General features: G+C 66.4%; 23 protein-coding genes, 1 tRNA gene and 1 pseudogene. 4 read left to right on the top strand and 21 right to left on the bottom strand.

The annotated features are described in order from the left end of the window. Nucleotides 1-6: 6 nt before the first annotated feature. The 4 genes from ACFVTC_RS37425 to ACFVTC_RS37410 all read right to left on the bottom strand — a co-directional run bounded on the left by ACFVTC_RS37425 (nt 7) and on the right by ACFVTC_RS37410 (nt 5,019). Nucleotides 7-1,305: a homoserine dehydrogenase gene (locus tag ACFVTC_RS37425; protein WP_168534062.1), complete on the bottom strand. Its 1,299-nt coding sequence runs from the start codon at nt 1,303-1,305 to the stop codon at nt 7-9. Nucleotides 1,306-1,472: 167 nt separating this feature from the next. After that, nucleotides 1,473-2,864: a diaminopimelate decarboxylase gene (gene lysA / locus ACFVTC_RS37420; protein ID WP_390133423.1), complete on the bottom strand. Its 1,392-nt coding sequence runs from the start codon at nt 2,862-2,864 to the stop codon at nt 1,473-1,475. Nucleotides 2,865-2,871: 7 nt separating this feature from the next. Next, a complete protein-coding gene (gene nrtL, locus ACFVTC_RS37415) occupies nt 2,872-4,128 on the bottom strand; it encodes an ArgS-related anticodon-binding protein NrtL (RefSeq protein WP_390133421.1) in 1,257 nt (418 codons plus the stop codon). A gap of 300 nt (nt 4,129-4,428) precedes the next feature. Further along, complete coding sequence (locus ACFVTC_RS37410) at nt 4,429-5,019, bottom strand: response regulator (RefSeq protein ID WP_390133419.1); 591 nt, start codon at nt 5,017-5,019, stop codon at nt 4,429-4,431. A gap of 270 nt (nt 5,020-5,289) precedes the next feature. Between ACFVTC_RS37410 and ACFVTC_RS37405 the strand changes: the two genes are divergently transcribed. Both ACFVTC_RS37405 and ACFVTC_RS37400 read left to right on the top strand, forming a co-directional pair. Further along, nucleotides 5,290-5,361: transfer RNA gene (locus tag ACFVTC_RS37405), tRNA-Arg, on the top strand. Nucleotides 5,362-6,153: 792 nt separating this feature from the next. Then, nucleotides 6,154-8,862, top strand: coding sequence for an NACHT domain-containing protein (locus ACFVTC_RS37400; protein ID WP_390133417.1), 2,709 nt, complete (start codon nt 6,154-6,156; stop codon nt 8,860-8,862). Between the two features lie 113 nt (nt 8,863-8,975). Here the strand turns inward: ACFVTC_RS37400 and ACFVTC_RS37395 are convergent, their stop codons facing one another. The 14 genes from ACFVTC_RS37395 to ACFVTC_RS37330 all read right to left on the bottom strand — a co-directional run bounded on the left by ACFVTC_RS37395 (nt 8,976) and on the right by ACFVTC_RS37330 (nt 17,890). Continuing rightward, nucleotides 8,976-10,349, bottom strand: coding sequence for a tyrosine-type recombinase/integrase (locus ACFVTC_RS37395; protein WP_390133415.1), 1,374 nt, complete (start codon nt 10,347-10,349; stop codon nt 8,976-8,978). After that, the gene (locus ACFVTC_RS37390; protein ID WP_028805806.1) at nt 10,346-10,516 is read right to left on the bottom strand and encodes an AlpA family transcriptional regulator; all 171 of its coding nucleotides are present in this window, start codon (nt 10,514-10,516) and stop codon (nt 10,346-10,348) included. Before ACFVTC_RS37390 ends, ACFVTC_RS37395 begins: the two co-directional genes overlap by 4 nt. A gap of 20 nt (nt 10,517-10,536) precedes the next feature. Continuing rightward, entirely contained in the window at nt 10,537-11,853 is a 1,317-nt protein-coding gene (locus ACFVTC_RS37385) for a replication initiator (protein WP_390133556.1), read from the bottom strand. Nucleotides 11,854-11,969: 116 nt separating this feature from the next. Next, the gene (locus ACFVTC_RS37380) at nt 11,970-12,221 is read right to left on the bottom strand and encodes a SpdD protein (RefSeq protein ID WP_390133554.1); all 252 of its coding nucleotides are present in this window, start codon (nt 12,219-12,221) and stop codon (nt 11,970-11,972) included. Between the two features lie 14 nt (nt 12,222-12,235). Then, complete coding sequence (locus tag ACFVTC_RS37375; protein ID WP_153288610.1) at nt 12,236-12,430, bottom strand: hypothetical protein; 195 nt, start codon at nt 12,428-12,430, stop codon at nt 12,236-12,238. Nucleotides 12,431-12,440: 10 nt separating this feature from the next. Continuing rightward, nucleotides 12,441-12,632 carry a mobile element transfer protein gene (locus ACFVTC_RS37370; protein ID WP_390133413.1) on the bottom strand — a complete coding sequence of 64 codons (192 nt, stop codon included), beginning with the start codon at nt 12,630-12,632 and terminating at the stop codon, nt 12,441-12,443. Beyond that, nucleotides 12,632-12,823: a hypothetical protein gene (locus tag ACFVTC_RS37365; RefSeq protein WP_351625549.1), complete on the bottom strand. Its 192-nt coding sequence runs from the start codon at nt 12,821-12,823 to the stop codon at nt 12,632-12,634. Before ACFVTC_RS37365 ends, ACFVTC_RS37370 begins: the two co-directional genes overlap by 1 nt. Before the next feature lie 18 nt (nt 12,824-12,841). After that, entirely contained in the window at nt 12,842-13,468 is a 627-nt protein-coding gene (locus ACFVTC_RS37360; RefSeq protein ID WP_390133411.1) for a DUF2637 domain-containing protein, read from the bottom strand. Continuing rightward, a complete protein-coding gene (locus tag ACFVTC_RS37355) occupies nt 13,465-13,674 on the bottom strand; it encodes a hypothetical protein (protein WP_266701378.1) in 210 nt (69 codons plus the stop codon). Before ACFVTC_RS37355 ends, ACFVTC_RS37360 begins: the two co-directional genes overlap by 4 nt. A gap of 80 nt (nt 13,675-13,754) precedes the next feature. Beyond that, nucleotides 13,755-15,131, bottom strand: coding sequence for an FtsK/SpoIIIE domain-containing protein (locus ACFVTC_RS37350; RefSeq protein ID WP_390133408.1), 1,377 nt, complete (start codon nt 15,129-15,131; stop codon nt 13,755-13,757). 4 nt (nt 15,132-15,135) lie between these two features. Further along, on the bottom strand, nt 15,136-15,486 hold the full coding sequence (locus ACFVTC_RS37345; RefSeq protein ID WP_390133406.1) for a hypothetical protein: 351 nt from the start codon (nt 15,484-15,486) through the stop codon (nt 15,136-15,138). 123 nt (nt 15,487-15,609) lie between these two features. Beyond that, nucleotides 15,610-16,338 carry a GntR family transcriptional regulator gene (locus ACFVTC_RS37340; protein ID WP_390133404.1) on the bottom strand — a complete coding sequence of 243 codons (729 nt, stop codon included), beginning with the start codon at nt 16,336-16,338 and terminating at the stop codon, nt 15,610-15,612. Nucleotides 16,339-16,427: 89 nt separating this feature from the next. Beyond that, nucleotides 16,428-16,868 (bottom strand): ATP-binding protein, encoded by a 441-nt coding sequence (locus ACFVTC_RS37335; RefSeq protein ID WP_390133402.1) that lies wholly within the window; start codon nt 16,866-16,868, stop codon nt 16,428-16,430. 281 nt (nt 16,869-17,149) lie between these two features. After that, nucleotides 17,150-17,890, bottom strand: coding sequence for a GntR family transcriptional regulator (locus ACFVTC_RS37330; protein ID WP_351726424.1), 741 nt, complete (start codon nt 17,888-17,890; stop codon nt 17,150-17,152). An 80-nt stretch (nt 17,891-17,970) separates the two neighbouring features. Here ACFVTC_RS37330 and ACFVTC_RS37325 point away from each other — a divergent pair, with 80 nt between their 5' ends. Together ACFVTC_RS37325 and ACFVTC_RS37320 are read left to right on the top strand one after the other, a co-directional pair. Further along, nucleotides 17,971-19,059 carry a DUF1152 domain-containing protein gene (locus tag ACFVTC_RS37325; RefSeq protein WP_390133400.1) on the top strand — a complete coding sequence of 363 codons (1,089 nt, stop codon included), beginning with the start codon at nt 17,971-17,973 and terminating at the stop codon, nt 19,057-19,059. Beyond that, nucleotides 19,056-19,841, top strand: a complete 786-nt coding sequence (locus tag ACFVTC_RS37320) for a hypothetical protein (RefSeq protein ID WP_390133398.1) — start codon at nt 19,056-19,058, stop codon at nt 19,839-19,841. The genes ACFVTC_RS37325 and ACFVTC_RS37320 overlap by 4 nt, the downstream gene beginning before the upstream one ends. 593 nt (nt 19,842-20,434) lie before the next feature. On the opposite strand, the gene ACFVTC_RS37315 is transcribed toward ACFVTC_RS37320, so the two are convergent. The 3 genes and pseudogenes from ACFVTC_RS37315 to ACFVTC_RS37305 all read right to left on the bottom strand — a co-directional run. Continuing rightward, a complete protein-coding gene (locus ACFVTC_RS37315; protein ID WP_390133396.1) occupies nt 20,435-22,567 on the bottom strand; it encodes a DNA methyltransferase in 2,133 nt (710 codons plus the stop codon). Further along, the gene (locus ACFVTC_RS37310) at nt 22,554-23,351 is read right to left on the bottom strand and encodes a hypothetical protein (RefSeq protein WP_390133552.1); all 798 of its coding nucleotides are present in this window, start codon (nt 23,349-23,351) and stop codon (nt 22,554-22,556) included. The genes ACFVTC_RS37315 and ACFVTC_RS37310 overlap by 14 nt, the downstream gene beginning before the upstream one ends. 655 nt (nt 23,352-24,006) lie before the next feature. Continuing rightward, nucleotides 24,007-24,098 (bottom strand): annotated as a pseudogene (locus ACFVTC_RS37305) (IS5/IS1182 family transposase); the annotation flags it as partial.

Raw genomic sequence — 24,098 nt, 5'->3', positions numbered from 1 at the left:
TGCTGGTTACTCTCCTTCAACCCGCATGATGCTGGCGACACCCCGCACGGTGTCGAGGCTGCGCAGCGCCTCGACGGTCCCGTTCAGGGACGCGTCGGACGCACGGTGGGTGACCACGACGAGAGAGGCCTCGCCGCCTCCGTCCTGCCGGCCCTGCTGGCGAACCGTATCGATCGAGACGCCGTGCTCGGCGAAGACCGTGGCCACCTGGGCGAGGACACCCGGTTTGTCGGCCACGTCGAGGCTGATGTGGTAGCGCGTGACGACCTCGCCCATCGAACTCACGGGCAGCTGGGTGTACGCGGAGTCGCCGGGGCCGGTCGCGCCGTTGAGCTTGTTGCGGCAGACGGCGACGAGGTCACCGAGGACGGCGGAGGCGGTCGGGGCGCCGCCGGCGCCCGGCCCGTAGAACATGAGCTGACCGGCCGCGTCCGACTCGACGAACACGGCGTTGTACGCGCCGCGCACGGAGGCGAGGGGGTGGCTCAGCGGAATCATCGCCGGGTGCACGCGCGCCGTCACCGAGCCCCCGTCCGCGGCCCGCTCGCAGATGGCGAGCAGTTTGATGGTGCAGCCCATCGCCTTGGCCGAGGCGAAGTCGGCGGAGGTGACCTCGTTCATGCCCTCGCGGTAGACGTCGTCGAGACGCACCCGCGTGTGGAAGGCGATCCCGGCGAGGATGGCGGCCTTGGCGGCGGCGTCGAAACCCTCGACGTCGGCGGTCGGGTCGGCTTCCGCGTACCCGAGCGCGGTGGCCTCGTCGAGGGCCTCCTGGTAGCCGGCTCCCGTGGAGTCCATCTTGTCGAGGATGAAGTTCGTGGTGCCGTTGACGATCCCCATCACGCGGTTGATCTTGTCGCCGGCGAGCGACTCGCGCAGCGGGCGGATCAGGGGGATGGCACCGGCGACGGCGGCCTCGTAGTAGAGGTCCCTGCCGTGCTCCTCGGCGGCTGCGTGCAGCGCGGCACCGTCCTGGGCGAGCAGCGCCTTGTTGGCCGACACCACGGAGGCGCCGTGCTCGAAGGCGGTCGTGATGAGGGAGCGGGCGGGCTCGATCCCCCCGATGACCTCCACGACGACGTCGATGTCCCCGCGTTTGACCAGGGCGGTGGCGTCGGTCGTCACCAGGGCGGGGTCGATGCCCGCACGGACCTTGGAGGGCCGCCGCACCGCGACGCCGGTCAGCTCGACCGGGGCCCCGATGCGCGCGGCGAGGTCGTCGGCGTGCGTCGTCATGATGCGAGCCACCTCTGAGCCGACAACCCCACAGCCCAGCAGCGCCACCTTCAGCGGACGCGTACGCATCATCCGACCTCGTTTCCTCATACCGTCTACGGTGGAACCAGTCTCACTCACCGGACGGGGCTTTCTGTCCCTCGTCCGGATCGTGAGATGTCTATTTCATTCTTGCGGGGCCGACGAACCGGAGATCTTCCTCCGGCCGCCGGGACACCGCCGGTGGCCGCCGCCCGTCATCCCACATCGAGCCGGAGCAGGTCGTCCTCCGTCTCGCGCCGGACGATGAGCCGCGCCTCGCCGTCGTTGACCGCGACGACCGGCGGCCGCAGCGCGTGGTTGTAGTTGCTGGCCATCGACCGGCAGTAGGCGCCGGTGGCCGGAACGGCGAGCAGGTCGCCCGGTGCCAGGTCGGAGGGCAGGAACGCGTCCTTCACGACGATGTCACCGCTCTCGCAGTGCTTGCCGACGACGCGCACGAGCATGGGCTCGGCATCGGAGGTGCGCGAGACCAGGGCGACGCTGTACTCGGCGTCGTACAGCGCGGTGCGGATGTTGTCGGACATGCCGCCGTCCACGGAGACGTACGTCCGCAGCCCCTCGAGCGGCTTGATGGTGCCGACCTCGTAGAGCGTGAAGGCGGTCGGCCCGACGATGGCGCGCCCTGGCTCCACCGAGATCCGGGGCGTTTGCAGCCTCGCGGCCTCGCACTCCCGGCTGACGATCTCGCTGAGGGCCTTGGCGATCTCGTGCGGCTCCCGGGGATCGTCGTCACTGGTGTACGCGATGCCGAGGCCGCCGCCGAGGTCGATCTCGGGCAGTTCGACCCCGTGCTCGTCACGGACGGCCGCGAGCAGCGCCACGACGCGCCGGGCGGCTACCTCGAACCCGGCCATGTCGAAGATCTGCGAGCCGATGTGCGAGTGGATCCCGACCAGCTCGAGACCGTCGAGGGAGAGCGCACGGCGTACGGCCTCCGCGGCCTGCCCGTCGGCGAGGGCGATGCCGAACTTCTGGTCCTCGTGGGCGGTGGCGATGAACTCGTGCGTGTGCGCCTCCACGCCGACCGTCACCCGGATCTGTACGCGCTGCCGCGTGCCGAGGGACTGGGCGATGTGGGCGACGCGCACGATCTCCTGGAAGGAGTCGAGGACGATCCGCCCGACGCCGGCGCGGACGGCGGCGGTGATCTCCTCGGCGGACTTGTTGTTGCCGTGGAAGGCGATGCGGTCGGCGGGCATACCGGCGGAGAGGGCGGTGACCAGTTCACCACCCGAACAGACGTCGAGGTTCAGCCCCTCCTCGTACAGCCACCGCACGACGGCGCGCGAGAGGAACGCCTTCCCCGCGTAGAAGACGTCGGCGTCGTGCCCGAAGGCGGTGCGCCAGGCGCGGGCGCGGGCGCGGAAGTCCGACTCGTCGAGGAAGTAGGCGGGAGTGCCGAACTCCTCCGCGAGGGTGGTGACTTCGACACCGCCGACGCTCACGACCCCGTCGTCGGTACGGGTGACGGTGTGGGCCCAGACCTTGGGGTCGAGGGCGTTGAGGTCCGAGGGCGGGGCGCTGTAGTGCCCCTCGGACAGGACATCGGCGTGACGGGGCCCGGCGGGGTGTGCGGAACGGCTCATTCTTCTCTCACAGATAGTCAGGGGCGCTGATGCCGAGCAGGGACAGGCCGCCGGCCAGCACCGTCCCGGTGGCTTCGGCGAGCGCGAGCCGGGCGCGGTGGGCGGCCGAGGGTTTCTCGTCGCCGAGCGGCAGCACCAGGTGCTGGAGGGCGAGGAAGGCGTCGGCGGTGGTGACGAGCTGCCGGGCGAGGCGGTCGGGGGCGCGATGGGTCGCGGCGACGCGCAGGGCACGGGGGTACTCGGCGAGGGCACCGAGCAGGTCGTCCGCCCGCGGGACGTCACCGGGGGTGCCGGTGAAGCCGAGGGCGGCGGCGTTACGGGTGAGGGCCCGGGTGCGGGCGTGGGCGTACCGGACGCGGAAGAGAGGGTTGCTCTCCTGCTGAAGAAGATGCCCGGCATCGATCCGTGGCCGGTCGTGCCCGGCCGGATGCAGCAGCGCCCAGCGGGAGGCGTCGGGGCCGAGGGATGTGGGGTCTTCGGGGGCGGGGACGGGGCGGAGGGTTACGGGGGTGGTGGGGGTGCCGGTGCCGGGGGCGGTGAGGGCCGCGGGTGCGGGGGTGAGGGGGTGCGTTCCCAGGGTGTGCGTTCCCTCGGGGTGCCGTGGGCCGCCGGGCGGAAGGCCGGTGTACGCGGGGGCGACGCCTGGGAGGTCGGTGTGGGAGGGGACCGTGTCGGAGAGGCCCGTGTCGGAGAGGTCTGTATGGGAGCGATCCGTGTGGGAGCGATCCGTGTGCGGCGGCTTGGCCGCATCCGCAAGCAGGACGTCATCGCCGCCGCCGGCGTGCGGAGGCCCGGCGTGTTGCACGAGGGCCCGGCCACCCTGGGTGGCGATGATCCGTACGAGCGCGTCGGCGACGACCTCCGCACGGATGTCGTACGGCATCGGGATCCGCAGCGGGACGACCTGCCCGGCGAGGGCGTCGCCATGACCGTAGGAACCGCGCCCGATCTCCCGTACGAGGGATGCGACGGCCGAGTCCGCGCCGCCGAGGCGAATGTTGAGAAACCCGGGCCCGGTGATCGCGACGTCGGCGACACCGTCGGTGCCGACGAGGTGGGGCAGCAGGATCTCGGCGACCCTCACCGCGGAGCGCCCGGCGGGGCGGGCCAGCTGCAACGCGATGTTCGTGGCGTAGTCCCCGCACCCACCGGGCCCCGGCGGCGCCACCACCGCCCGCGCCGGCACGGCCACACTCAGCTCACCCGCGTCCACGGCACGACGCACCGCGCGCAGCACGGTACGGGAGAGCTCGACGGGGGTCACGTGACCAGCGTAGGGGAGGAGGGGGGTGGGTATGCGAGTCGGTTTGGCCGGAGGTCCGGGATGTGGACGGGGTACGGGTCGGTACGGACGGCGGGGCCCAGGGGTGCGGGGCCGGGCGGCGGCCCTGCGTCCGTAGGGGTGACTCGACGACCACGGTCCATGGGTGACGAGGGGGTGGGACGGGTACGACGGTGTGCGGGTCGACCACGGTCCATGGGTGTGCGGGTCGACCACGGTCCATCCATGGGTGACGACGGGGTGGGACGGGTACGACGGTGTGCGGCGGGTCAACGGCTGCCGTCAGTGACCGGACCGACCGGCACGCTCGGCTTCGTCGACCCCGAACCCCTCGGCACCGAACCTCTCCGTACGGAAACCATCCGTACCGAACCGTTCGGAGCCAAACCCCGCTCCCTCTCCCGCTCCCTCTGTTTCTCCCCCGTCCGCGCTACGGAAGGCACCTTGGAAGGGCGACCCGCAGTCGTCGCCACCACCGCCTTCGCCGCCCCGACTCCCCCGCCGTTCCATCAACTGCCGCACGATTCGAACGAGTTCAGCAGGCTCGAAGGGTTTGGCGAGAAAGGCGTCGACGCCGACCTCGAGCCCGCTCTCGACCTCGTACTGGGTGCAGGCGCTGACGATGGCGAGGGGAAGGCTCCGGGTGCGCGGATCGGCACGGAGGCGAGCGGCGGTCCGCAACCCGTCGAGCCGGGGCATGACCACATCCAGGGTCACCACATCAGGCCGCACGTGATGCACCACGTCCAGGCATTCGACACCGTCGGCCGCGGTCACGACCTCGATGCCCTCCAGCTCGAGATTGACCCTGATCAGCTGCCGGATGACCTTGTTGTCGTCCACAACAAGCACCCGACCGGACGCGCCGGACACAACTCGAGAGTAGGTCCGCGCCCGGCACCGCGTCCGGCTTTTCCCCACTTCCACCCCGGACGTGTTCCCGAACCCGCTCGGGCCCGCCCCGGACCCCGCCCCGAGCCAGTATCCGGGGCGCTCGCCGGGGACCGTGAACCCCTTCGGCCCACACCCCCGAGCCGCCCGCTCCCTCCCCAACACACCGCCCCTCCCCCACATAAACCCATGCCAGCCACCCTCGAAAGAGCTGGTAGGGTTCTACCCGTCGCCCCACACCAAGGCCGACACGCCCCCGTAGCTCAGGGGATAGAGCAACGGCCTCCGGAGCCGTGTGCGCAGGTTCGAATCCTGCCGGGGGCACCCCTCATGAGGTGCCCAAAGACCCCGTCACCAGCGGAAACGCTGAGGCCGGGGTCTTCGCGTATGTGCAGCCGGATGCCGCCCGAAGCGGCCGTATGTCGGGGTCTGTGGACGAGGCGTGGACGGGATCTTGGGGCATCGCCGCAGGTGATGAGGCTCCATCGAACCGAGCAGAGCTGCTCCTCGTCGTCCTGAACTTAGACCACATGACAAGGCCAGCGATCACGACCGTGACGTGGATGCCTGTCCTACCGTCTTCAGGCGCCACCTACGAGCGGATAGATCCACGAGTCGGGGGATCTTGCGGATGTGATCACGCTTGCCGTAGCACTCATGAGCGTCGAACGAACACTGGGTGGGACTCTGGGGCAGACAGTGCTCAGCCAGTGCGCCGGCCACGGCTGAAGCCACTGAGCTCGGTCTGATCTGGGCAGACAAGGGTTGAGGTCTGCCTGAAGCAGGCCAGCACGGGGGCGAGCGAAGATTGTGTAGGGGCCGCTCGTACGTGAGCGTGGGCAGGGCCTGTTCGATGAGGGCTCAGATCTCCGCACCGGTCCGGTTGACCACCTGCTATTGGGAAAGCTCCCGCCATCGCCCCCGAAGGGAGGCCGGGCCGCTCCCCAGGCTCCGCGGTACGCCTATGCATGACGGCTTCGACGAGGCTAGGCCGCGCGCCCGCTAACGTGATCGGCTACTGACGCTGGCAGCCACTTGATTTGACAGAGCGACAGCAATCTGATTTTTAGGTCTCCTGGATTCTTCTCTCGCCCCTCTGCACACGTTGGAGTGCATGTGACTATCGCAGACCTCGTCGCAGCACCGGACTCGCAGCAGGAGTCATTCAGTGCACTGGTCCACGTGGAGTATCAACTCCGCGTGCTGGGGCTACTGTGCGCAGCTGCGGACGAGGAGCCGGCCAAATTCAGCACGCCTGGCTCACTCGAGACATGGGCCGAATATTGCCGTAAGCAAAGCGAAAAGCTGGGCTGCACCGAGTGCCGAACGGATGCAACGGGGGTCGCCGACAGTATCGAGACGGTGGTCGTCAAAGCGCCGCAAACGTCGATCAGACGGGTACGCAACCAGGTGTGCCACGGCGGTCCGATCCCAGAGAGTATCGACCGCGCAGTCCTGCATAGGGCAGTGACCTATAACGCCGAGCGCATCGTGCGGATCTACGATCACGGCCACGCCTCCGAGTTGAGCCCCTACTTCCGAATGATCGACGGCGCGCTCGCGGCGCTGCACTCCTTCTCGGGGACGGCAGCGAAGTACTGGCCGCGTCGCGGCGAAGCCCGTGATGTGACCGATCCCGACGTGATGGATGCCCTGAAGAAGTTGAACTTTCAGCGCGGTGATCGCCTACTCGACGACTTCGCGCAGGACATCGCCCGGGACCTCAAGGGCTTTGCGGAACGTGACTCGGTCTACGTCCTAGCGTCGCCGCCCGAACCGATCGCTGTGCGCTGGGACCGGCGCAGCTCTGACGGACCAGTTCCGCGAGTCGATCGCTTCGTCATCGGCGCGGATCACGCCCGGATGTGGCTGACGGACTCAGGGGCGACGAAGCCATACAAGGCGTTCCTGGCGGATGTATGTAACTGGCCGTTGCTCAAGCGACGACTGCTGGAGGAACTCGAGGAACAGGTCGCTGCGGAGAAGCGGATCAGCCGGGAGTTGTTCCCAAACCTGAAGCAGCACGTTCCTCATGTGCCGACGATGGTGCAGTTCGACGACGACTACCAGGGCCCTCGCACTGACCTCACCATCGCCGAGGCATGCAAGGAGGTTACAGACGGCATCCATGCGTACCGCGGCAGCACGAACCTAATCACGCTGACCGGCGAAGCCGGGGCCGGCAAGACCCATAGCCTGCTTCAGTACGCACGGGAGTCGCTGGCCGAGGGCGCCGACCTCGCCCCGGTGGCGATCTATATCTCCTCCAGCAGAACTAGCGCGACCAGCCTGGACAAACTGATCACCGAGAGGGTCGCTGGCACACGCATTCTGGACCGGGAGCCGGTATTGGCGCTGTGCCGGGCTGGCCTCGCGATACTGGTTATCGACGGGTTCGACGAGATGTTGGGCTTCCGGTCCTACGACGACCCGCTATCGGGCTTGCAGCCGATCCTCGACCAGCTCCGCAACCGGGGCGCTGTCATCCTCTCTGCGAGAGCGAGCTACTCCGAGGCGCGGCTCTGGAAGAGCTTGACAGAGCATCCTGCCAAGGCGTCGAACCACCGGCTGACGACGATGAAGTTGCAGCCGTGGCGGCGTGCCGAGCTACTCAAGCTCGCTGGCCATCTCTCGAGCGAAACGGTCGTCCAGGAAGCATCAGAGATCCGGCAACTGCTGACCACACCGTTCTTCTGCCTCGCTTATATCGCGTGGAAGCAGACCGATCCGCCCGGTGACTTCCTGCGGTTTGTGGTCGATACCTACCTCCAGCGCGAGTTGAGCAAGCTGGTGGACTCTCAGAACGCCGAGCTCTTCAGCCAGGACGACCTCTCCGAGATCTTCTGCGAGGTTGCAGAGATGACCGCGCGCAACGTGGCTGCGGAGGTCGACGAGTCTGACCTGGTAACCGCGGCGGAAGTCGCGTTGGGCAGGGAGCTCGACGAGAAGGAGCAACGGCGCCTGGTCGCCCTGTGCGGCATGAGCGCCGAATGGTCTGAGCATGAGCTCTCGTTTAGCTTCACCCACCTCGCTATCGCCGAACACTTTCTCGCCCGACAGATCGTTCGGGTGCCGTTCCAGCAAGCTCTGGCTCTGCTGTCCGAAGTGGCAATCTCAGCCCTGTGCGCTCAGCTGATCGCTTCGATGTGGTCGGAGGAGGCCCGGGAAGAGTCATTGGAAGCGCTTGTCGCCGCGCTTCAAGCCTGGGTGAGTGCAGCCCAGTCATCTGAGGAGTGCCGTCCCGCCATGGCCAGTCTCGGCGAGCTGTGGGCGAGAGTACACGGGACTACGGAGAACCAGAGGACCGTCAGCCGGATCATGGTTGACAAGCTTGAATTGAATGGTTCCGGGGCGGTGACGCTCAACCAGGCAAAGGTGAAGCACCTGGTAGTGGGACCGGGAGTCACCGTGCGACTGACTGACAGCCAGATCGATCAGCTGGACCTGTCCCGGGCATCCGGCAACCCACTGCTGGACGACTCCCACAAGCAGGTGGGCGAGCTTCTGACTCAAGGTGGCCTGGCGACTACCCCACGCCAGATAAGAGAACTGCTCGGCTTGTCTGAAGAGTCCGTCGACGAGAGTGACATTGAGGCGTTCTTCCGGGACAAGATCGCCAATGCCAGGGCAGCCATCGTAGTGGACCGGCACTACAACCCACCGGACGAAGACGTCCGGATGAAGTGGACACGCGAGCACGGAGACAGGTGGCAAGCCTTCGCCAAGCGACTGATAGAAGAGGGGAAACTGATCGAGGAACGGGTGAACGCGGCCGGCCAACAGAAGTGGCGTTTGCGGCCGACGGAGTCGTTCTTTGAGGAGTGAAGCCTGATCCTCGCAGGAGGCGCTTTTCTTAATGAAGTATCGCCGCAGGTAGAACACGATGCGCGAGAGGCCCCAGGCGGCATACCTAGGGCCTCAATGTGGTATAGGTCGCCTCACTCGTACTCGCGAAGCAGGTCCTCGATACGCCGGTTCGCGACGTCCTGCCGTCCGTCGAGGCACTTCGCATAGCGAGTCAGCAGGACTTCGACACTGTTGCCGGCACGCTCGGCCACCTCTGTCGGGTCGACGCCCGCGTTGAGCCACGTCGACAAAGCCGAGTGCCGCAGATCGTACGGCCGACTCGCGAGCGGCGAGGCCGCGACGGACGGCGGGAGCGCGAGGAGACGGGCCTCCTGCCAGACGCGGTAGTAGGTCGAGGACGGGACGACCGAGCCCTTTTCGCTGAAGAAGAGCCGTCCGTCGTCCGCCGTGCCGAAGGTAGCCAGGTGCTCGCGAAGTGCGACCACGAGCTGAGGCGGGATCGGCACCCGCCTGACGTCCTCAACCGGCCGATTCTTCAGACCACGGTCGTCGTGAGTCTCCCCCGAGTCGGTCCACTGCTTGCCGACCGACGGACGAGTCCGGTGAAGCAGCGCCGCTCCCCAGCCCTGTTCGGGAAGGCTCAGGTCCGTCTCGACGAGGCCGATCGCTTCAGCCGGCCGGAGACCGCCGAAGTACATCGCAGCGAAGAGACCCACCAGGCGCCGACCACGGGCCCGCCGGTAGCCGCCTACGTAAGAGACGGCCGCCAAGAGATTCCGAGCCTGCTCGGGGTTCGCGACAACGCGAGGATCGACCTGGTTGGAAACCTTCGGCTTCTGCCAGCGGACGGCCGTGATCGGGTTCTCGCGCAGCTCCCCCAGGTCGACCGCATAGTTGGCAGCGTTGACAAGGGTCCGCCGCTTACGCCGCACGGTCTCGGCTGCCGCGGCCGTGCCGTCGAGCTTGAGCTTCAGCGAGTCCAGCACCGCACGCGCCGTGGCCGGTTCAGCAAGATCGGCCAGCGGTCGCGATGCCTTCGACACCCAGTGAAGGACGTTCTGCACGCCGTCCGGAACGTCTCGGTCATCAGGCCCCGGCAGGACGAAAGCCCAGTTGCGGAGCGCTTGGCGGATGGCCCGATCGGACGGCCGTCCAGCCCGATCGTCGAGGAGCTCCACGGTCACGCTGGTGAGCGATTCGTTGATGCCGTCGCGCGTATTGGGGGCGGCGTGCGGCCATTTCATGGCGAGGTACCGGAGGGCGAAGTCGTACCAGGACACAGCCGACTTCTTCGGTTCCATCGAGTCCGGAAGCCCGGACGTCTGGTCGAACTCCTCGCCGTCGCGCATCGCCCGCATCAGCTTCGAGCGGTAGTGATCGGCGAGTGCCTTCGTCCGGAACGAGTCGGAGAAGACATTGCCCGCCACGGACCACCGAACGCCGTAAGAGGGCGTCTTCGTGTCACGCTTCCGAACGGCCCAGACCTTCACGTCAAGAGACTTCACGCCGCGGCCTCCAGCTCTCGCAGCCACGTGGAGAAGTCACTTCGCCACACCCGGAGCTCCCCGTTGGGCAGCTTGAATGCGGCCGGCCCATGCCCCAGCTCACGCCAGCGATAGAACGTCCGGCGAGAAACCCCACCCAGCTCGTTCAGGACCTGGCGCACGGTCATCAGCTCATCGCGCTGCGGGTTCACGTCGGTTCTCCTTCCGTACCGAGGGCGGGTTCGAGCGACGCGGACAGCCAGGCTTCGGCGGCCGAGAGGCCGGTTCCGGCGAAGGCCCAGTGCGCGAGGACGTACGTCGTCTCGGGCTCGCGCTCGGGCTGCGCGGACGCCGTTTGAACACGGCGCCAGTCCGCGCGGGCCGTGCGGAGGGCGCCGAGGGTGGTGGAGTAGCGCCGGGACTTGGTGGAGAAGTGACCGCGGAAGCCGAGCATGTGAGCCCAGGCGCGTAAGCGGAGGTGTTCCAGGTCCTTGCGGGCACCGAGGGTCCACGCGGTGCGGATCAGGCAGCGAGCATGTTCGGCGAGCCTGGCTTGGGCCAGCTCGGCGAGGAACCTGAGCGGGCGGTCGAGGGTGCCGGTCGTGGTCTCCGCGCCCTTGGTGGCGTACTTCGCGATGTACGACGCGACGGCCCGCTCGGTGAGCTCCTGGCCGTCGTCGAAGTCGGCGGAGCGGATCGGGCGGACGTCGAGTTGCCGGCCGAAGACGAAGGAGTGCTGACGGTCGTCGACTTCCGGCCCGTCGACACGGGCGGCGGTCGCTGCGGCCCGAATGGCGTCGGTAAGAAGCTCGGCAGTCGCCCAAGCCGGAGGCGTGGTGTCACCGCCCTCGGGGCCGTCCAGGCGGATGACCGCGTGGAAGTGGACCGCGCCGCGCTTCTGGTACTCGGCCACCTTCGCGAAGGAGACACGGGCATGATCGTGGAAGGCCCGTTGGGTGAGGCCGGCGCGCTTGGCGACCTCCCGGCGGAGGTAGATCGAGAAGCGACGCCAGAGGGCTCCGGCATGTGCGTTCCAGAGAACGGCCGCTTCGTAGTCGTAGGAGTCGGGAGTGAGCGGCGTCCCCAGGGCCGGGTCCTGGTCGTCGTGGTGAGTGCCGCAGCGGCAGGCCCGGCCGCCTGTGGGACGGTTGTGGACGGGGCCGAAGCCGGGTGCGGTGAAGGTGGCGAAGACGCGTGGGTGTGTCGCGACCTGGTCCGAGGTGCCCTTGCCGCCGCGGAGTCCCGCGGTGATCAGGTGGAAGGTGTCGCGGCGGTAGGTCTCGGCACAGGCCGGGCAGCGGGTCGCGCGTCGGTTGTTGCAGCGGACGAGGAGGTTGCCAGCCGGAAGGGCGGTCGAGTCGAGGTGGTGTAGAGGAGGGCCGATCTCGCCGGTCGTGGTGTCGACCGCGTACTCGGTGCGGTGACCGTCGAGGCGGACAGGGCGAGTGCAGCCGCCCAAGGTGGAAAGCTGGCGGGCCAGTTCGGGCAGGGTGCCTATGGAGGCCAGCGTGGAGAGTTCCGCCAGCGGGGGCGGAGTCTGCCGAGTGATGATGAGATTTCCTTTCGGCTGTTTCGGCGGTTCGGAGGGACGGCCCCGGGGCGGCGGGATGCTTGGCGGCTTGTTGCCGCCCCGGTGGCCGGTCAGCGTTTGTTCGCGCCGGTGACCAGGGAGCGCAGGACCACGGCGGCGATGGCCACGGACACGGCCGTGACGGCGACGACCGCGAGGAGCGCGGTCAGGACGACCCCGACAACGACCACTGCGGCGACCGCGCCCACGTACGGGCTCAGGGAGGGGCGGCCGGCGGAGAGTGCCGGGGTGTGGGTGTGGTGAGGGCTCAGCGCGTTCGAGCCGGGCAGCGTCGGGACGTCGGGCAGCTTGGGGCGGAACACGGCGGGTCTCCTTCTCAGTCGTGGGTGCCGTTGACGACGTCGACACCGGAGCGGGTGCCGGAGTCGATGACCGGGGCGAGGAAGGTCCTGGAGAGCAGGAAGCCGAACAGGGCGATCACGACGACGATCCAGACGCGGACGCCCAAGAACTTGATCGCGGCCCAGGCGATGAGCCCCAGGACGAGGACGAGCGGCAGCGAGACGGTCATGGGAGCTCCCTCAGCGGGCGGCGCAGCGGTGGGTGCGCGCGGCGAGTTCGGCGGCGGCGCGGCTGTCGTAGTCGGTGGAGAAGCCGCAGCGCGGTGCGGTACAGGCGGCGGCGTGCTTCTCTCGGCCACGGGAGTCGTAGTACGTGGCCACCTGGACGGGGCCGATGCGGACGACTCGGCGGAAGCGCGGGTTCGCGGGCATCAGTCGGTTACCTTCCTGTTCTCTCCCGTGAAATCGGCGACGTGGCTGACCAGCCAGGCCTTGATCTCCTCGCCCTCGTAGAAGTCGGCGGCGAGGATGACCGGCTCGGCGATCAACATGGCTTCGGTGAGCCGGTTCTGTCGGGTGAGCTCGGCAGCGCGGTTCAGCGCGCGGAGCGTGGACGGGCGCACGGTGGGATGTCCTCCGGGTCAGGCGAGTTGGGCGGCGATGGCTTCGGCGAGCGGCAGCGGGACGCCGAGGCGGGCGCGCAGGGTCGAGGTGTCGATGGCCGTGCCCGTTCGGGCTCGGTGTTCGTCGGCGACCTTGTGGGCCAGTGCGACGAGGGCGGGCGGCACGGCGGCATTAAGGGAGGAATGGGCGGCGGACGGCTCAGGAGCCGGGGTGATCGGTTCCTTCTCGTCGAGCCGGACGGGTGTGCTTTCCCGCCCTGGTTCCGGTTCCGTTGCCGTGACGGGGCCGCGGTGGGCTAGCAGCGTTCCGCCGAGGAAGGCGACCGCGGGCCATCCGGCGACGAGGATCCGCAGCCAGGCGGGAACGTGGTCCAGGTCGAGGAGGCCGGCGGTCGAAACGTTGGCTCCGAGCGAGGCCGTCAGGGCGACGAGGAACCAGGCCCACGCCGCGGCTTTCGGTCCTCCGGTGCGGAGTCGGTGCCAGGCGGCGACGAGAAGCAGGTCGACCGAGACCGGATAGGCCCAGGCCTTCCATCCGCTCTGTCCCGCAGCGCCGGCGAGGTCGTGCAGGTGGGCGAAGGACAGGGCCCCGGCGATGACGGCTTGGACCAGGACGGCGTCCGCACGGAAGACCGGGCGGGTCATCGGGGCGTTTCACCGGGGTAGGCCGGGCCGTCGTCGGGGTCGTAGCCGGGCGGGAAGATGCCGGGCGGCGGCTCCGGGAGGGACGCGGCCAGGGACACGCCCACGGCGTCCACGAACGTCGCGTCAGCGTCCGACCTGTCGGCGTACAGGGCGAGTTGTCCCAGCAGGACGACGGTTCGGGCGAAGTCCTCGCAGTCGGGGCACATGGCGGGTGCTCTCCTCCTTTCGGGCATGGCGGGGTAGGGACCTGACGCTTGGGCGCGTCGAATTGGGGGGCGGGTTGGGTCTACTCGACGACCGGCTGGGGGTGGCTCAGCGGCTCGGCAGGCTTCGCGGCCGGTGCCGGAGGGACGTAGGGCTTGAAGGGAGAGAGCGCCGGTACGTCGGGGGCAAGGTGAGCCGTGCCGCGGCAGGTGGCGGCGGCGTCGGCCAGCGAGATGTACGGGGTACGGATGCGGGACCAGCCGCCGGAGGTGTCACCGGCGACGGCGAGCCCGGGGCGCTCGGCGGGAATGGAGCAAGCGGCGGACACGGCTTCCGGCGCGATGTCGCCGAGCGCCATCTTCGCGGAGGCTTCGTCGTTGACGCGGTGGGAGACGCGGCCGGTGAGCTGGGCGCGGAGCATGGTGGCGCCCTTGCCCAGCTCGGCGCCGAAGCGCTGCCCGCAGACCTCCAGGTAGATGCCGGCCGCGCGGCCGAGCTGGGCGAGTCGGATGAGGTGGGTGACCATCTCGTCCCGTCGTTCCTCTTCCTTGCGTGTCGCGACGAGGAAGAGTTCTGCGACCTCGTCGACGAACAGCACGACGGGAGAAGGGCGTTCGTCTTCGGGCAGACCCCAGATGTCGGAGGTGATCAGTTCGTCGGGGGTGCCCGGGGCGGTGCCCTGTCGGGCCTTGATCAGGTCGTACCGGTCCTCCATTTCCTTCACGAGCACCGGCAACAGTTCGGCCGCCTGCTCAGGGTCGGTCGCCAGGGCAGAGAGCCGGGCGGCGAACGGTGAGAGTTCGACACCCCGCTTGCAGTCGATACCGACCAGGACGACGGGCTGCGCGGCCAGGCCGGCGATCAGGTTGCGCAGGTACATGGACTTGCCCGAGAGCGTGGCGCCGAGGACGAGTTCGTGCGGTACGGCCCGGTAGTCACGGACGAACGCGGTCGCGTCCTCCCGCAGCGCCACCGGCACCCGTAAGAGATCGGCCCTGGCCCGGCGCGGCATCCGTACCTTCCGCAGGACGTCGAAGCCGACGAGCCGCAGTTCGACGACTCCGGGCTTGATGTCCCTTACGTACACGGCGTGAACGCCCCAGGCGTGCCGGAGGCGTTCGGCCGAGGCCGCCAGGTCCGCGGGTTCCTGACCCGGGGCGAGCCTGAGCCGCATACGCAGACCAGTCGAGGTGGGCCGGATGATGCCCCGGCGGGGCGGTACCGGCCGGACCTCACGTCGAGTGGTCGCCCTGACAGCCAGGGCCCGCCAGCGGGGAGGCTCGACGGTCAGACCACATGCGTCCATGGTCGAGGAGTAGGAGCCCACCAGCCGGGCCACCGAGACCGGCACCCCGACCGTGGACCAGTACGCGGCGGGGTGAGCGTGCCTGAGATAGGCCGTGCCGCCTATCGCGGCGAAGGCCCCGCCCAGCTCGGCCACCGTCACCAGATCGGTCACGCGATCAGCCCGCCTCAGCCATCGAGAAGGTCCCCGGCATGACGGCGGTCGCCCGGTAGGCGATGCCGTGGCGCTGCTGGCCGTTGAACACGCTCTGCCAAGGGCGGGCCACCAGGCCCGGCAGCGCGACCGGGGCTCCGACAGTCAACTCTTCCGTGACCCCGCTTTCAGGGACCGTGACCTGAATCAGGGCCGATTCGCCGTCGTCGATGTAGACGACTCCCAGGGTCATCAGGGTCTCGCCGCTCACGGCGTCCTTGGCGATCTCACCGGTCTGTCGGTCACGCACCTTCGGCGCCGGCGCTTCGGTGAGCAGGATCGTGGCGGACGAGGCATCGATACGGATCACACGCACAGAGAGTCTCCTTCTGAGGAAGATCAACCCATCACCTGACAGGTTGACTTAGCAAGTTCGAAGTTAGAGTTGCCAGGTTGACTTGTCAAGCGCGATTCCGCCCCAACGGCCGTCGTCCTGGGGCTAGTTCAAGCGGTACGTGTCTTCGAGCTCCTGCCGATCGGCGGGAAGCAGCACGTCGGAAACCTGTAGCGCCTGGCCCGCGGCATCGAAGGCGGCCACCAGAACGCTGAGGACGGGCACACCGTCGGGCAGGCCGAGGAGCTCCGCTTCGCCGGCATCCGCCAGCCGGGCGGAGACCCTCTCCGTCACATGGTCGTAGCGGACTTTCCTCCGCCCCTCCAAGTGTTCCCGGATCCCGGCGCCCAACGGCTCGGAGCTCCCGAGATCGGTGCCATCGACCAGGCCGGCGGGGAAGTACGACGAGACGAGTTCGACCGCCTCCCCCTCGTCCTCGACCAGGAACCGGCGCATCAGGACTTCGGCGCGCTTGGGCAGCCCGAGCACCGAGGCGACGCGCGCCGGAACGGACACTCGGTCAACCGCGACCAGCCGCCCCGGAGTCTGCGACTCGTCACGCTCCAGTGTTTCCCGCCCGCGCCGACTCTTCTGCTCGACGGCGGCCGGCCGCCCCCGCACGATCGTGCCGAACCCCTGCCGGGACTCCAGCCAGCCATCACGCTTCAGCAGTTCCAGAGCCCGGACGACGGTAGGCCGCGACATCCCGAACGCCTGGACCAACTGGTTCTCACTGGGCACCCGCGTGCCTGGGGGGTACGTGCCGTCCTCGATGCGGCTCTGGATCGTCTGGGCGAGGCGGACGTACTTGGGTGCCGCCACTTCATACGCCATGAACGCCGCCTGTCGAGATTGGCCAAGTCAACTGGTCAACCACACTAGCGAGAAATCGTGTTGCGCAGTACTGCTGCGCTGCGGCCACCTCAGCTGTCGGGCCAGGCATCAGCCATCACGAAGGAGACGACCGTGCCACCGAAGCGACTGGGACCCGACCGCCAGGACTCCGCGATGGAATCGACGAGCAGCAAGCCGCGCCCGTGCGCCTCATTGGCCCCAGGGCGCCGGAGCCGCACGTTCGCCGGATACCCCGGGTTGTGCACATCGACCCGGAGTGAGGCCCCCTCGCGGAACCACTCGATCTGGACAATCCACGGGTCGTCCGAGTGCCCGTAGACGATGGCGTTGGTCACCAGCTCGGAGACCATCAGTACGCAGTCGTCCACCGAGCAGGCCGGGTTGTACGGGGCGATGAACTTCCGGAACCAGCGCCGGGCCCGGGGCACGGACTCCGCGACGGGGTGCAAGGTCATCGCACCGAGCCGCGGCGAGTCCGACGAGGGATGGCGGTCGATCAGGTAACTCATCCGCGTTCACTCCCTGCCGCTGCCGTCGCAATCGAGACAGCGCCGTTTCGATGTGGGACGGACACGGTCATTGACGGTGGTGAGCGCCAGGGCCGTACGGGAGCCGACTCGCTTCCAACCGCGCCCACGACATCCCCGGCAAGGTAAGTGCGCGCCTTGGTCCGGCCGCCGACTCGTCACACCGCGCCCCCTTCAGTAAGTGGCCTTAGCCACTTACTGGATAGTGGCATTGGCCACCTGTGAGACGCAAGCGGTTCGCCGAAACGAGCAACCGTCGACTGTCAGGTGAGGGGGTACCCCTGCTCGAACGCCCACCGATGCGGCGGGTAGGTGGCCTCGGCGAACTCCAACGGCCGGTCCTGGAGGTCGAACACCACATGGTTCACGATCAAGACCGCGGACCCCGAGTCCAGTTGGAGGTCCTGCGACTCCTCTTCCGTCGCCGGTCGAGCGCACATCCGGTCCTCGGCGTAACTTCCCTGCCGTCCCGTCATGCTCTCGACGTACATCAGCGTCCCCTCCTGGATCCGCTCGGGCTCAAGGAGCTTGGGCGCCCGTTCTCCCACGTCGGGCGCGAACCACGAAGTGGACAAGGTGATGGGTCCGCTCTGATCGTTGGTCACGCGCCGGCGGTGCACGGCTCGCCGATCCTTCGTCAAGCCCAGCGCCTCAGCGACGTGATCCGGAGCGTCCAGCCAACCGGTCGAGGTGATGATCGCGTACTCGCCGGAGGTGTAGATCTTCCCCGTCTGCCGGGCCCTGCCGTACAACTCCCTGGCACGCCGGTTGACTTCCAGGCTGCGTACATACGTTCCGGACCCCTGCCTCTTCTCGACGAGCCCTTGATGACTCAAAGCCTCCAAGGACCGTGCGGCTGTTGGCCTGGAAACCTTCCAGGTGGAAGCCAACTGCCGTTCCGACGGGACCTCGTCCCCTGGCCGCAGGTCACCTCGAAGGATCTGATCGCGGATGTAGTGGGCGATCTGGAGATACTTCGGCTGCGCTTCCTCGATCTGAGGCATGTCCCCTCCTCCTCAAGTGGCTATGGCCTCTGGCCACTATAGGGTGACTGGTCAATTACCGAACCCGTAGTGTTGGGGACATGACGCGGTTGATCGTCGCAGCAGGAGGAGGGGGCGACGCTGTCGCCGCCGCAATGCTTGACGCCGCCCTGTACGGCGACGAGGACGACCGGGCGGTGATCCTCACGTACGCGTGGGACCGCCTGCTGATCGACCCGGTGCCAGGGCCACGAGGGCCCGACAACTTCTCGGGCCTCGAACCCGTGAAACCCGCGGTCTGGTCGGTACCGGCCACAGCCCGTCCGATCCCGCCGGCGGGATCCACGCTCCCCCGACTGGCCGCAGAGCTCCCGCACACGTTCGCCTTGATCGACCCCCACCACGGCGCCACGGGCATCGCGCGCCAACTGGAAGAACTGGTCGGCCACTTCCGTCCGACCTCGATCGATCTTCTCGACGTCGGCGGCGACATCCTCGCGCGAGGCGATGAGCCGACCCTCAAGAGCCCGCTCGGAGACGCCCTGACACTGGCGGCGTGCTCCCAGCTGTCCACCCCCGTGCGACTGCTGGTCGCCGGCCCAGGCTTGGACGGCGAACTCCCACTCGACGACCTGCGGAGCCTGCTCGGCCCCCTCGTCCACAGGTTCACCGCACAGGACACAGAACCGATCAGCTCGGTCCTGGAATGGCACCCCTCCGAGGCAACCGGGATGCTCGCCGCCACGGCGCGAGGAGTGCGAGGCACCTGTGAAGTCCGGGACGCCGGACTCCCCATCCCACTCACGGACGAGGGCCCCACGGTCCACGAAGTCGACCTGGACGACGCGCTGAGCCGCAACGAGCTGGCCCGCGCCATCCTGTCGACGAACACCCTGGACGAGGCCGAGGCACTCAGCCGGGAGATCTGCGGCTACTCGGAGATCGACTACGAGCGCAACAAAGCGGCATGGCTCAAGGACCAGCCAGCGGTCACGCTCGATCCCGACACGGTGCTTTCCCAGCTCGACGAGTTCGAGAACGAGGCCCGGGGCCGCGGAGTCAGCCATACGACGTTCCGCCGGCTTACGGAGGTGCTGAACCTCAGCGGCTCCCAACGTGAAGATCTGCGCCGACTGCTGATCAGTACCCGCCCGGAGCGACACACAGCACCCCTGTGGCGCATCGCGTGAGGAACGACCAGGCGTCTTCTACCACCACTGATCTGCCCGACCCGCATTGGACACTCACACAGACCGACTGGGCGGGGCTGAACCATGCCTATGGACCGGCGACGGACGCGCCCAAGATGTTGGGCGCGCTGCTGGACATAGATCAGACCGTGAGGACGAAGGCCCTCGCCTACGTTCACGACATCCTTCATCACCAGAACACGATCTATGAAGCAACAGTCCCCACCGCGCTCTACCTGGCCGCGATCCTGACCGACCCGAGAACGGCACTCCCGGTCGACAAGAACCGCCGAGACGCCCCCGGCTGCATGCGGGCCGAACTACTGGCCTGGATCGGCTCTGTTGCCGACGAGGTGACCGACGAGATCGATGCCGCGAGCCGCCTCCATGGGTTCCCTCTCGACAGCTATCCGCCCGCCGCGGCCATCCGGCAAACCAGACCGCAGTTGTTCGCCGCCGCATTCGCGTACGTCCATGACGCCGACCGGCATGTGAGCGAAGCGGCGATCGCAGCATGCATCCCGCTCCTGGACGACGCGGAGTTGCTGCCCCACCGAGCGACGCTGGTACCCCTGCTCCGCGAGGTCCTCGGAACCAGCGAGCGGTGGCAGCACCGGGAACGGGCCATCGATGCACTCGACGCTTGGGGCGAGGACTCGTCTGGGCTGGAAGGCCAACGGAATCCTTTCCTCTTCTGCGACAGCGACCTAACGGCGGACAGCTTCCCTTTGCCCACAGACCCTAGCCTCGGCGAGAGCTACGGCGAAAGGCCACCGTTCTAGCTCCGGCCGGACCGTGATCATGAGCGCACCCGTCGGTGAGTTACAACCTTCTCTACTGGTTCAAGGCGGCTCGCTCCGCTCACCGCGCGCGGCCCGGCCCCCGGCCGGGCCTGCGCTCCTGTCTCCGCCCCGCTCCAGCCCGGCCAGCGCCCGCACCGCGCTCGCAGCGATCAGCCACCTGGTACCAGAGAAGGGGTACATCGTGGCTGGGGCGATCGGTTCCGCGGCTTTAGCCACCTCCCCGGTCAGGGTCCCGCGTCGAGCAAGACCAGGGGGCCACTCGTGCTAATTGCGGTCAGGCCCAAAGCCTGCCCGAGTTGCCAACCAGCGTACGGCCCCCTGATCATGCTCGACCCCAGACCGGGCAGGCCACCGGCCAAACCCGCTCCGCCGACCGCTCGCTCGCCCTACCGTCGGATTCTGGCATTCGGTGCGGGCCGGCGGCGTCGCAACGGACGCGGGGCGTGTTCGCCGGTCAAAGCAGCACCACGGCTGAAAACCCTGTCTACGTAACGGGCAGGGTCTTGTGATCGCTCACCCGAGTCGCCGCCCGAAGTGCCCTCTGATCACGCTAGGCGACTCACCTCATCAAGTCAGCCGCTGACAGCTGCGCCGCAAAGCCGAGCGACGCTGCTAACCGTCAGAGACTCAGCCAGCTCCGAAAGGGCTGCAAGCTCCACTCCGTGCCCGAGCGTGTAGGTCGCGAGGACATGCCCACGGATTACCGACTTCACGTCTCCAACGCCAACCTGAATACCTGCCTCCTGCAATTCACCCAGGAGCTTCTCTCCTCGTGCAGCCGCAGCCTCAGGCGAGTCGCAACCGGAAGGAATCTCACCCCTTTTCCTGCATACGATGATCGAGTCGAGGTTTGACGGTTCATTTCCGCCCTTCGCGACACTCGTACTCATCTCGCCCTTGATCGGCTGAATAGCAGTAACCCCAAGACCAGCGCTAGTCAGTGCTTCAACGAGGCTGACCCACCCTGTCAACCGAGCCTGGTGGAAGGTAAAAGCCAACAAGCCTCCAGGCTTCAGGACTCGCTCGCACTCCTTCCAAACCTGCGAGATCGCATCACCGAATTTCCGCGGATCAGCACTCTGCACCTCTTCCGCACGCCTTGTCGTCTCCTCAGAAGATGGGTATCCCAAGAAGGGCTTCATTCCAATGAGCCAAGCATGGAAGAAATCGGCAAGTTCCGAATAATGAACATTATCCATATAGGGAGGATCTGTCACGATGAGGTCTACAGACCCGGAAGGCAGATCGGTGCGAGACGAATCACCATTCCGAATGTAGACTTGCCTACGCTCAAGCCCTTGCTCCGGCCATGCGTCAACGAGCCGCCCGTCAAATGGCATGGACAATCCTGCGGTTCTCTGCACACCCCCATTGATCAAAACCTGATCAAAGGGATCAGTCTTGTATTCGTGGGCGCGAGTGATACGGCTACGGAATAGCGTAGAAAACGAGCCAGACGACGCAGGTGTACCCCATGGGTGCGCCTCGAGTGGCATACGCTCAGGCTTGAGGATGTGATGACTGAACATGTGCCTAACCGCACCTGTTCCTTCACCCTTGAAGGAACAGAACATGTTATTAAATTCCAGCGTTCCGGAGAAAAGCGCAACGAGCGCCTCTCGCTCGGCATCCCCAGCATTTACATCACGAATCGCAGAACCGAGCATCCCTAGCGAATAGAGTTGCCGCTCGTTGAAGAACTGACGCCACTCCGTGAACCCCCAGCGCATCGCCTGACGAGTATTTTCTCCCAGATCGAGTTGACCGACCGGAAGAATGAGGTCACGTTCCTTCGTTTGCAATAGCTCAACACACTCTGCATACAAGGAATGATCAAACGCATTGATAGATTCGTATCGCTTTTTCCCATCAAGCCCCAGAACAAGCTTCGCATACATTTCACGCTCTGGAACTTCTCCACCCAAAGCGTCAATCACCTTAGATGTGTGCCCGTTAGGACATGTCACTTGACTGCGATTAACCGCGCCGACGCGCTCAAACTTGTGGCCGTTGCGGCATTCCGCCGATGCGAAGTCATAACGCCCCGCTTGCACGTCCAAGCATACCGGGCAAACAATTTGAGCCGCGGGAACCTTCTTAGGATAGGCGTTCTGTGAGAAAACGTGAGTCGAGAAAAGACGGGTCCTGACCTCACAATGTGGGCAGCGGGCCACCGTAACCCAGAAGTAATAGAGCACCGACTCGCCACTCTCGGTGCGGTGTACGCGATCAATCTCTTCACGGCATTTTGATTCGACAAGTTTGAATGCTCGGCGCAATTCAGAGATATCCCACTGCTGCACCGCTTGGCGCTGAACGAGTGTTGCAACAGGGTTGATGTCTGACCCGATAGCACTTGCACCCATTTTTACTGCTTCGACAATGGTTGTGCCGGAACCCGCGAACGGATCAAGCACAACCAAGCCACCCAGATCTGCTGCACTGCTGTAGGTCTTGAGCGCGTCGCCGTCTGCTTCAGTGACTGCGGCCGCAATGATGCCGCGGAACACACTCCCCAACCGCTTGGCCCACCACTTGTGAGTACTCGTAGCCGGCCGATGAACTTCCTTACGCCACGACTCATTCTCTGCGATCTTGCTTAGCTCGATCGCCGGAAAATTCACTTCAAGCGCGGAGGAGCTCGGGACGCCCCGATGAACTTGGACGTCAGCGCCGAAGAGAGCCAAGTGATCAGGAAGGTTCATCGTTCTCATCCAATAGGGGCTGTCGGGGGACTCGCCTCACGGGCTTCATGGCAACTTCACCGGCCGGATCACTCTTTGCCCTATACGCCGTGAAGGCGCGAGTGGACCCGGCTGTCGGATTATCTGCCAACTCCGTGCGCAGCGAGTTGTCGCGGAAGTTGAAGGTGTACTTAGCTGCAATTTTATCAGCATCAGCACGTAGCAAGGAGCCGACCTCCCGGAGACTGTCAGCCCCGTCAAGCACCTCACCCTCTGGAGCGATCAATGTGCAATTGGAAACTAGGCCGTCCGCCAGCACATAAGGCGTGGGAGCGACATACATCTTCCGGTCACGCACCAAGATATCGCCGTAGGATCCGAAATCGCGGAAGCTGTCGTTCTTGTGCACATAGTCGTGGTGAGCGTTCAGGAAATCACCATGACAGATCACTAGGTCAAGAACCGGGAACTCATCACCCTCGAACTTCTTGGGATAGCGGCCAAAAATGTAGTAGACCGACCTCCCTTCATGCATTCCCGTCGCGAGCTGACTATTACAGTCGAAATCCGCCTGCCTCCCCGGGGTCTCTAGCCCTTTCACCTCGTACCCTTCGAGATGGTCGGCCATGATGTAGTCAGGGTACCTATTCCTCTTTGTTTCTTCCCATGAAAACCCCGTTTCTGTGATTCGATCACCGACCCAATCCTGGAAGTGAAACTCCTTATCCCTCCTGTTTCTGCGGTGAATCAATTCCCCACGCCGCATGGCCTCATGGCAAGAGATGAAAACTGAGGCAACTGTCACGATTGTCAAGATTCGCCCTTTTTACGATCCTGTAGCCCATGTCAACTTGCCGGGCAACCCTAGTGGCACCGTGGACTGTGTGTGGACGGATCGCGACCCCCAGAGCGTGCGCAAGGCTATGACCAGCTTCTTTGTCGAGGACTGAAACGCCCTCCGGAGCCGTGTGCGCAGGTTCGAATCCTGCCGGGGGCACTCGCCACACAGCCAGCAAGAAACACCCGCTGAGCTGGGCGGATGCCCAGATGAGACAGCGGGAGTCAGTCTCACTGGCTCCCGCTCTTTCTCGTTATCTCTCGCTGTTCGCGCACTATCTGCGATACACCCCGACACAGCTGACGGGCGTCATGACGGGGCTTCGAGGGAACGACGGTGCGCCCTGACCATGTCCCGTGATCCAGGAAGAACTGCGAGGGTTCCGGGAGCGGTTCCTCCCGCAGGAACGCGGAGAGCACCCCGATGGCCTCCCGGCACAAGGCGTCGATCCACAGGCACGCCTCACCGTGGTTCTGGCCCAGCTCCTCGTGGTACCCGACGAAGCCCCATGGTGCCGAACACTCGCTTGCGCATCTCATCGCCATCAGGCATCACGTAGAGGGCAGCATCGAAGGTCACGATCCACTCGACGGACGCCTCGGTCTAAGAAGTCATCTCTTTTGGTGAGTCTGCGGTAGCAGATGAGGGTGCAGGCGATGCTGGTGAAGGCGAGGAAATGCTCGGCTTTGCGCTCGTAGCGGCGGTGCAGTCGCC

This window comes from Streptomyces sp. NPDC057950 (assembly GCF_042887295.1).
Lineage (GTDB): Bacteria > Actinomycetota > Actinomycetes > Streptomycetales > Streptomycetaceae > Streptomyces > Streptomyces kaempferi.
Note: the sequence above shows the minus strand (reverse complement) of the source record. Positions and strands in the feature narration are given on the sequence as shown.

Excerpts from the sequence above, each read along its gene's own strand:
- ACFVTC_RS37425 (WP_168534062.1), bottom strand. The coding sequence starts at position 1,305 with ATGCGTACGCGTCCGCTGAAGGTGGCGCTGCTGGGCTGTGGGGTTGTC.
- lysA (WP_390133423.1), bottom strand. The coding sequence starts at position 2,864 with ATGAGCCGTTCCGCACACCCCGCCGGGCCCCGTCACGCCGATGTCCTG.
- ACFVTC_RS37390 (WP_028805806.1), bottom strand. The coding sequence starts at position 10,516 with ATGACCGTGCGCCAGGTCCTGAACGAGCTGGGTGGGGTTTCTCGCCGG.
- ACFVTC_RS37375 (WP_153288610.1), bottom strand. The coding sequence starts at position 12,430 with ATGACCGTCTCGCTGCCGCTCGTCCTCGTCCTGGGGCTCATCGCCTGG.
- ACFVTC_RS37370 (WP_390133413.1), bottom strand. The coding sequence starts at position 12,632 with ATGCCCGCGAACCCGCGCTTCCGCCGAGTCGTCCGCATCGGCCCCGTC.
- ACFVTC_RS37360 (WP_390133411.1), bottom strand. The coding sequence starts at position 13,468 with ATGACCCGCCCGGTCTTCCGTGCGGACGCCGTCCTGGTCCAAGCCGTC.
- ACFVTC_RS37355 (WP_266701378.1), bottom strand. The coding sequence starts at position 13,674 with ATGTGCCCCGACTGCGAGGACTTCGCCCGAACCGTCGTCCTGCTGGGA.
- ACFVTC_RS37340 (WP_390133404.1), bottom strand. The coding sequence starts at position 16,338 with ATGGCGTATGAAGTGGCGGCACCCAAGTACGTCCGCCTCGCCCAGACG.
- ACFVTC_RS37335 (WP_390133402.1), bottom strand. The coding sequence starts at position 16,868 with ATGAGTTACCTGATCGACCGCCATCCCTCGTCGGACTCGCCGCGGCTC.
- ACFVTC_RS37330 (WP_351726424.1), bottom strand. The coding sequence starts at position 17,890 with ATGCCTCAGATCGAGGAAGCGCAGCCGAAGTATCTCCAGATCGCCCAC.
- ACFVTC_RS37325 (WP_390133400.1), top strand. The coding sequence starts at position 17,971 with ATGACGCGGTTGATCGTCGCAGCAGGAGGAGGGGGCGACGCTGTCGCC.
- ACFVTC_RS37315 (WP_390133396.1), bottom strand. The coding sequence starts at position 22,567 with ATGAACCTTCCTGATCACTTGGCTCTCTTCGGCGCTGACGTCCAAGTT.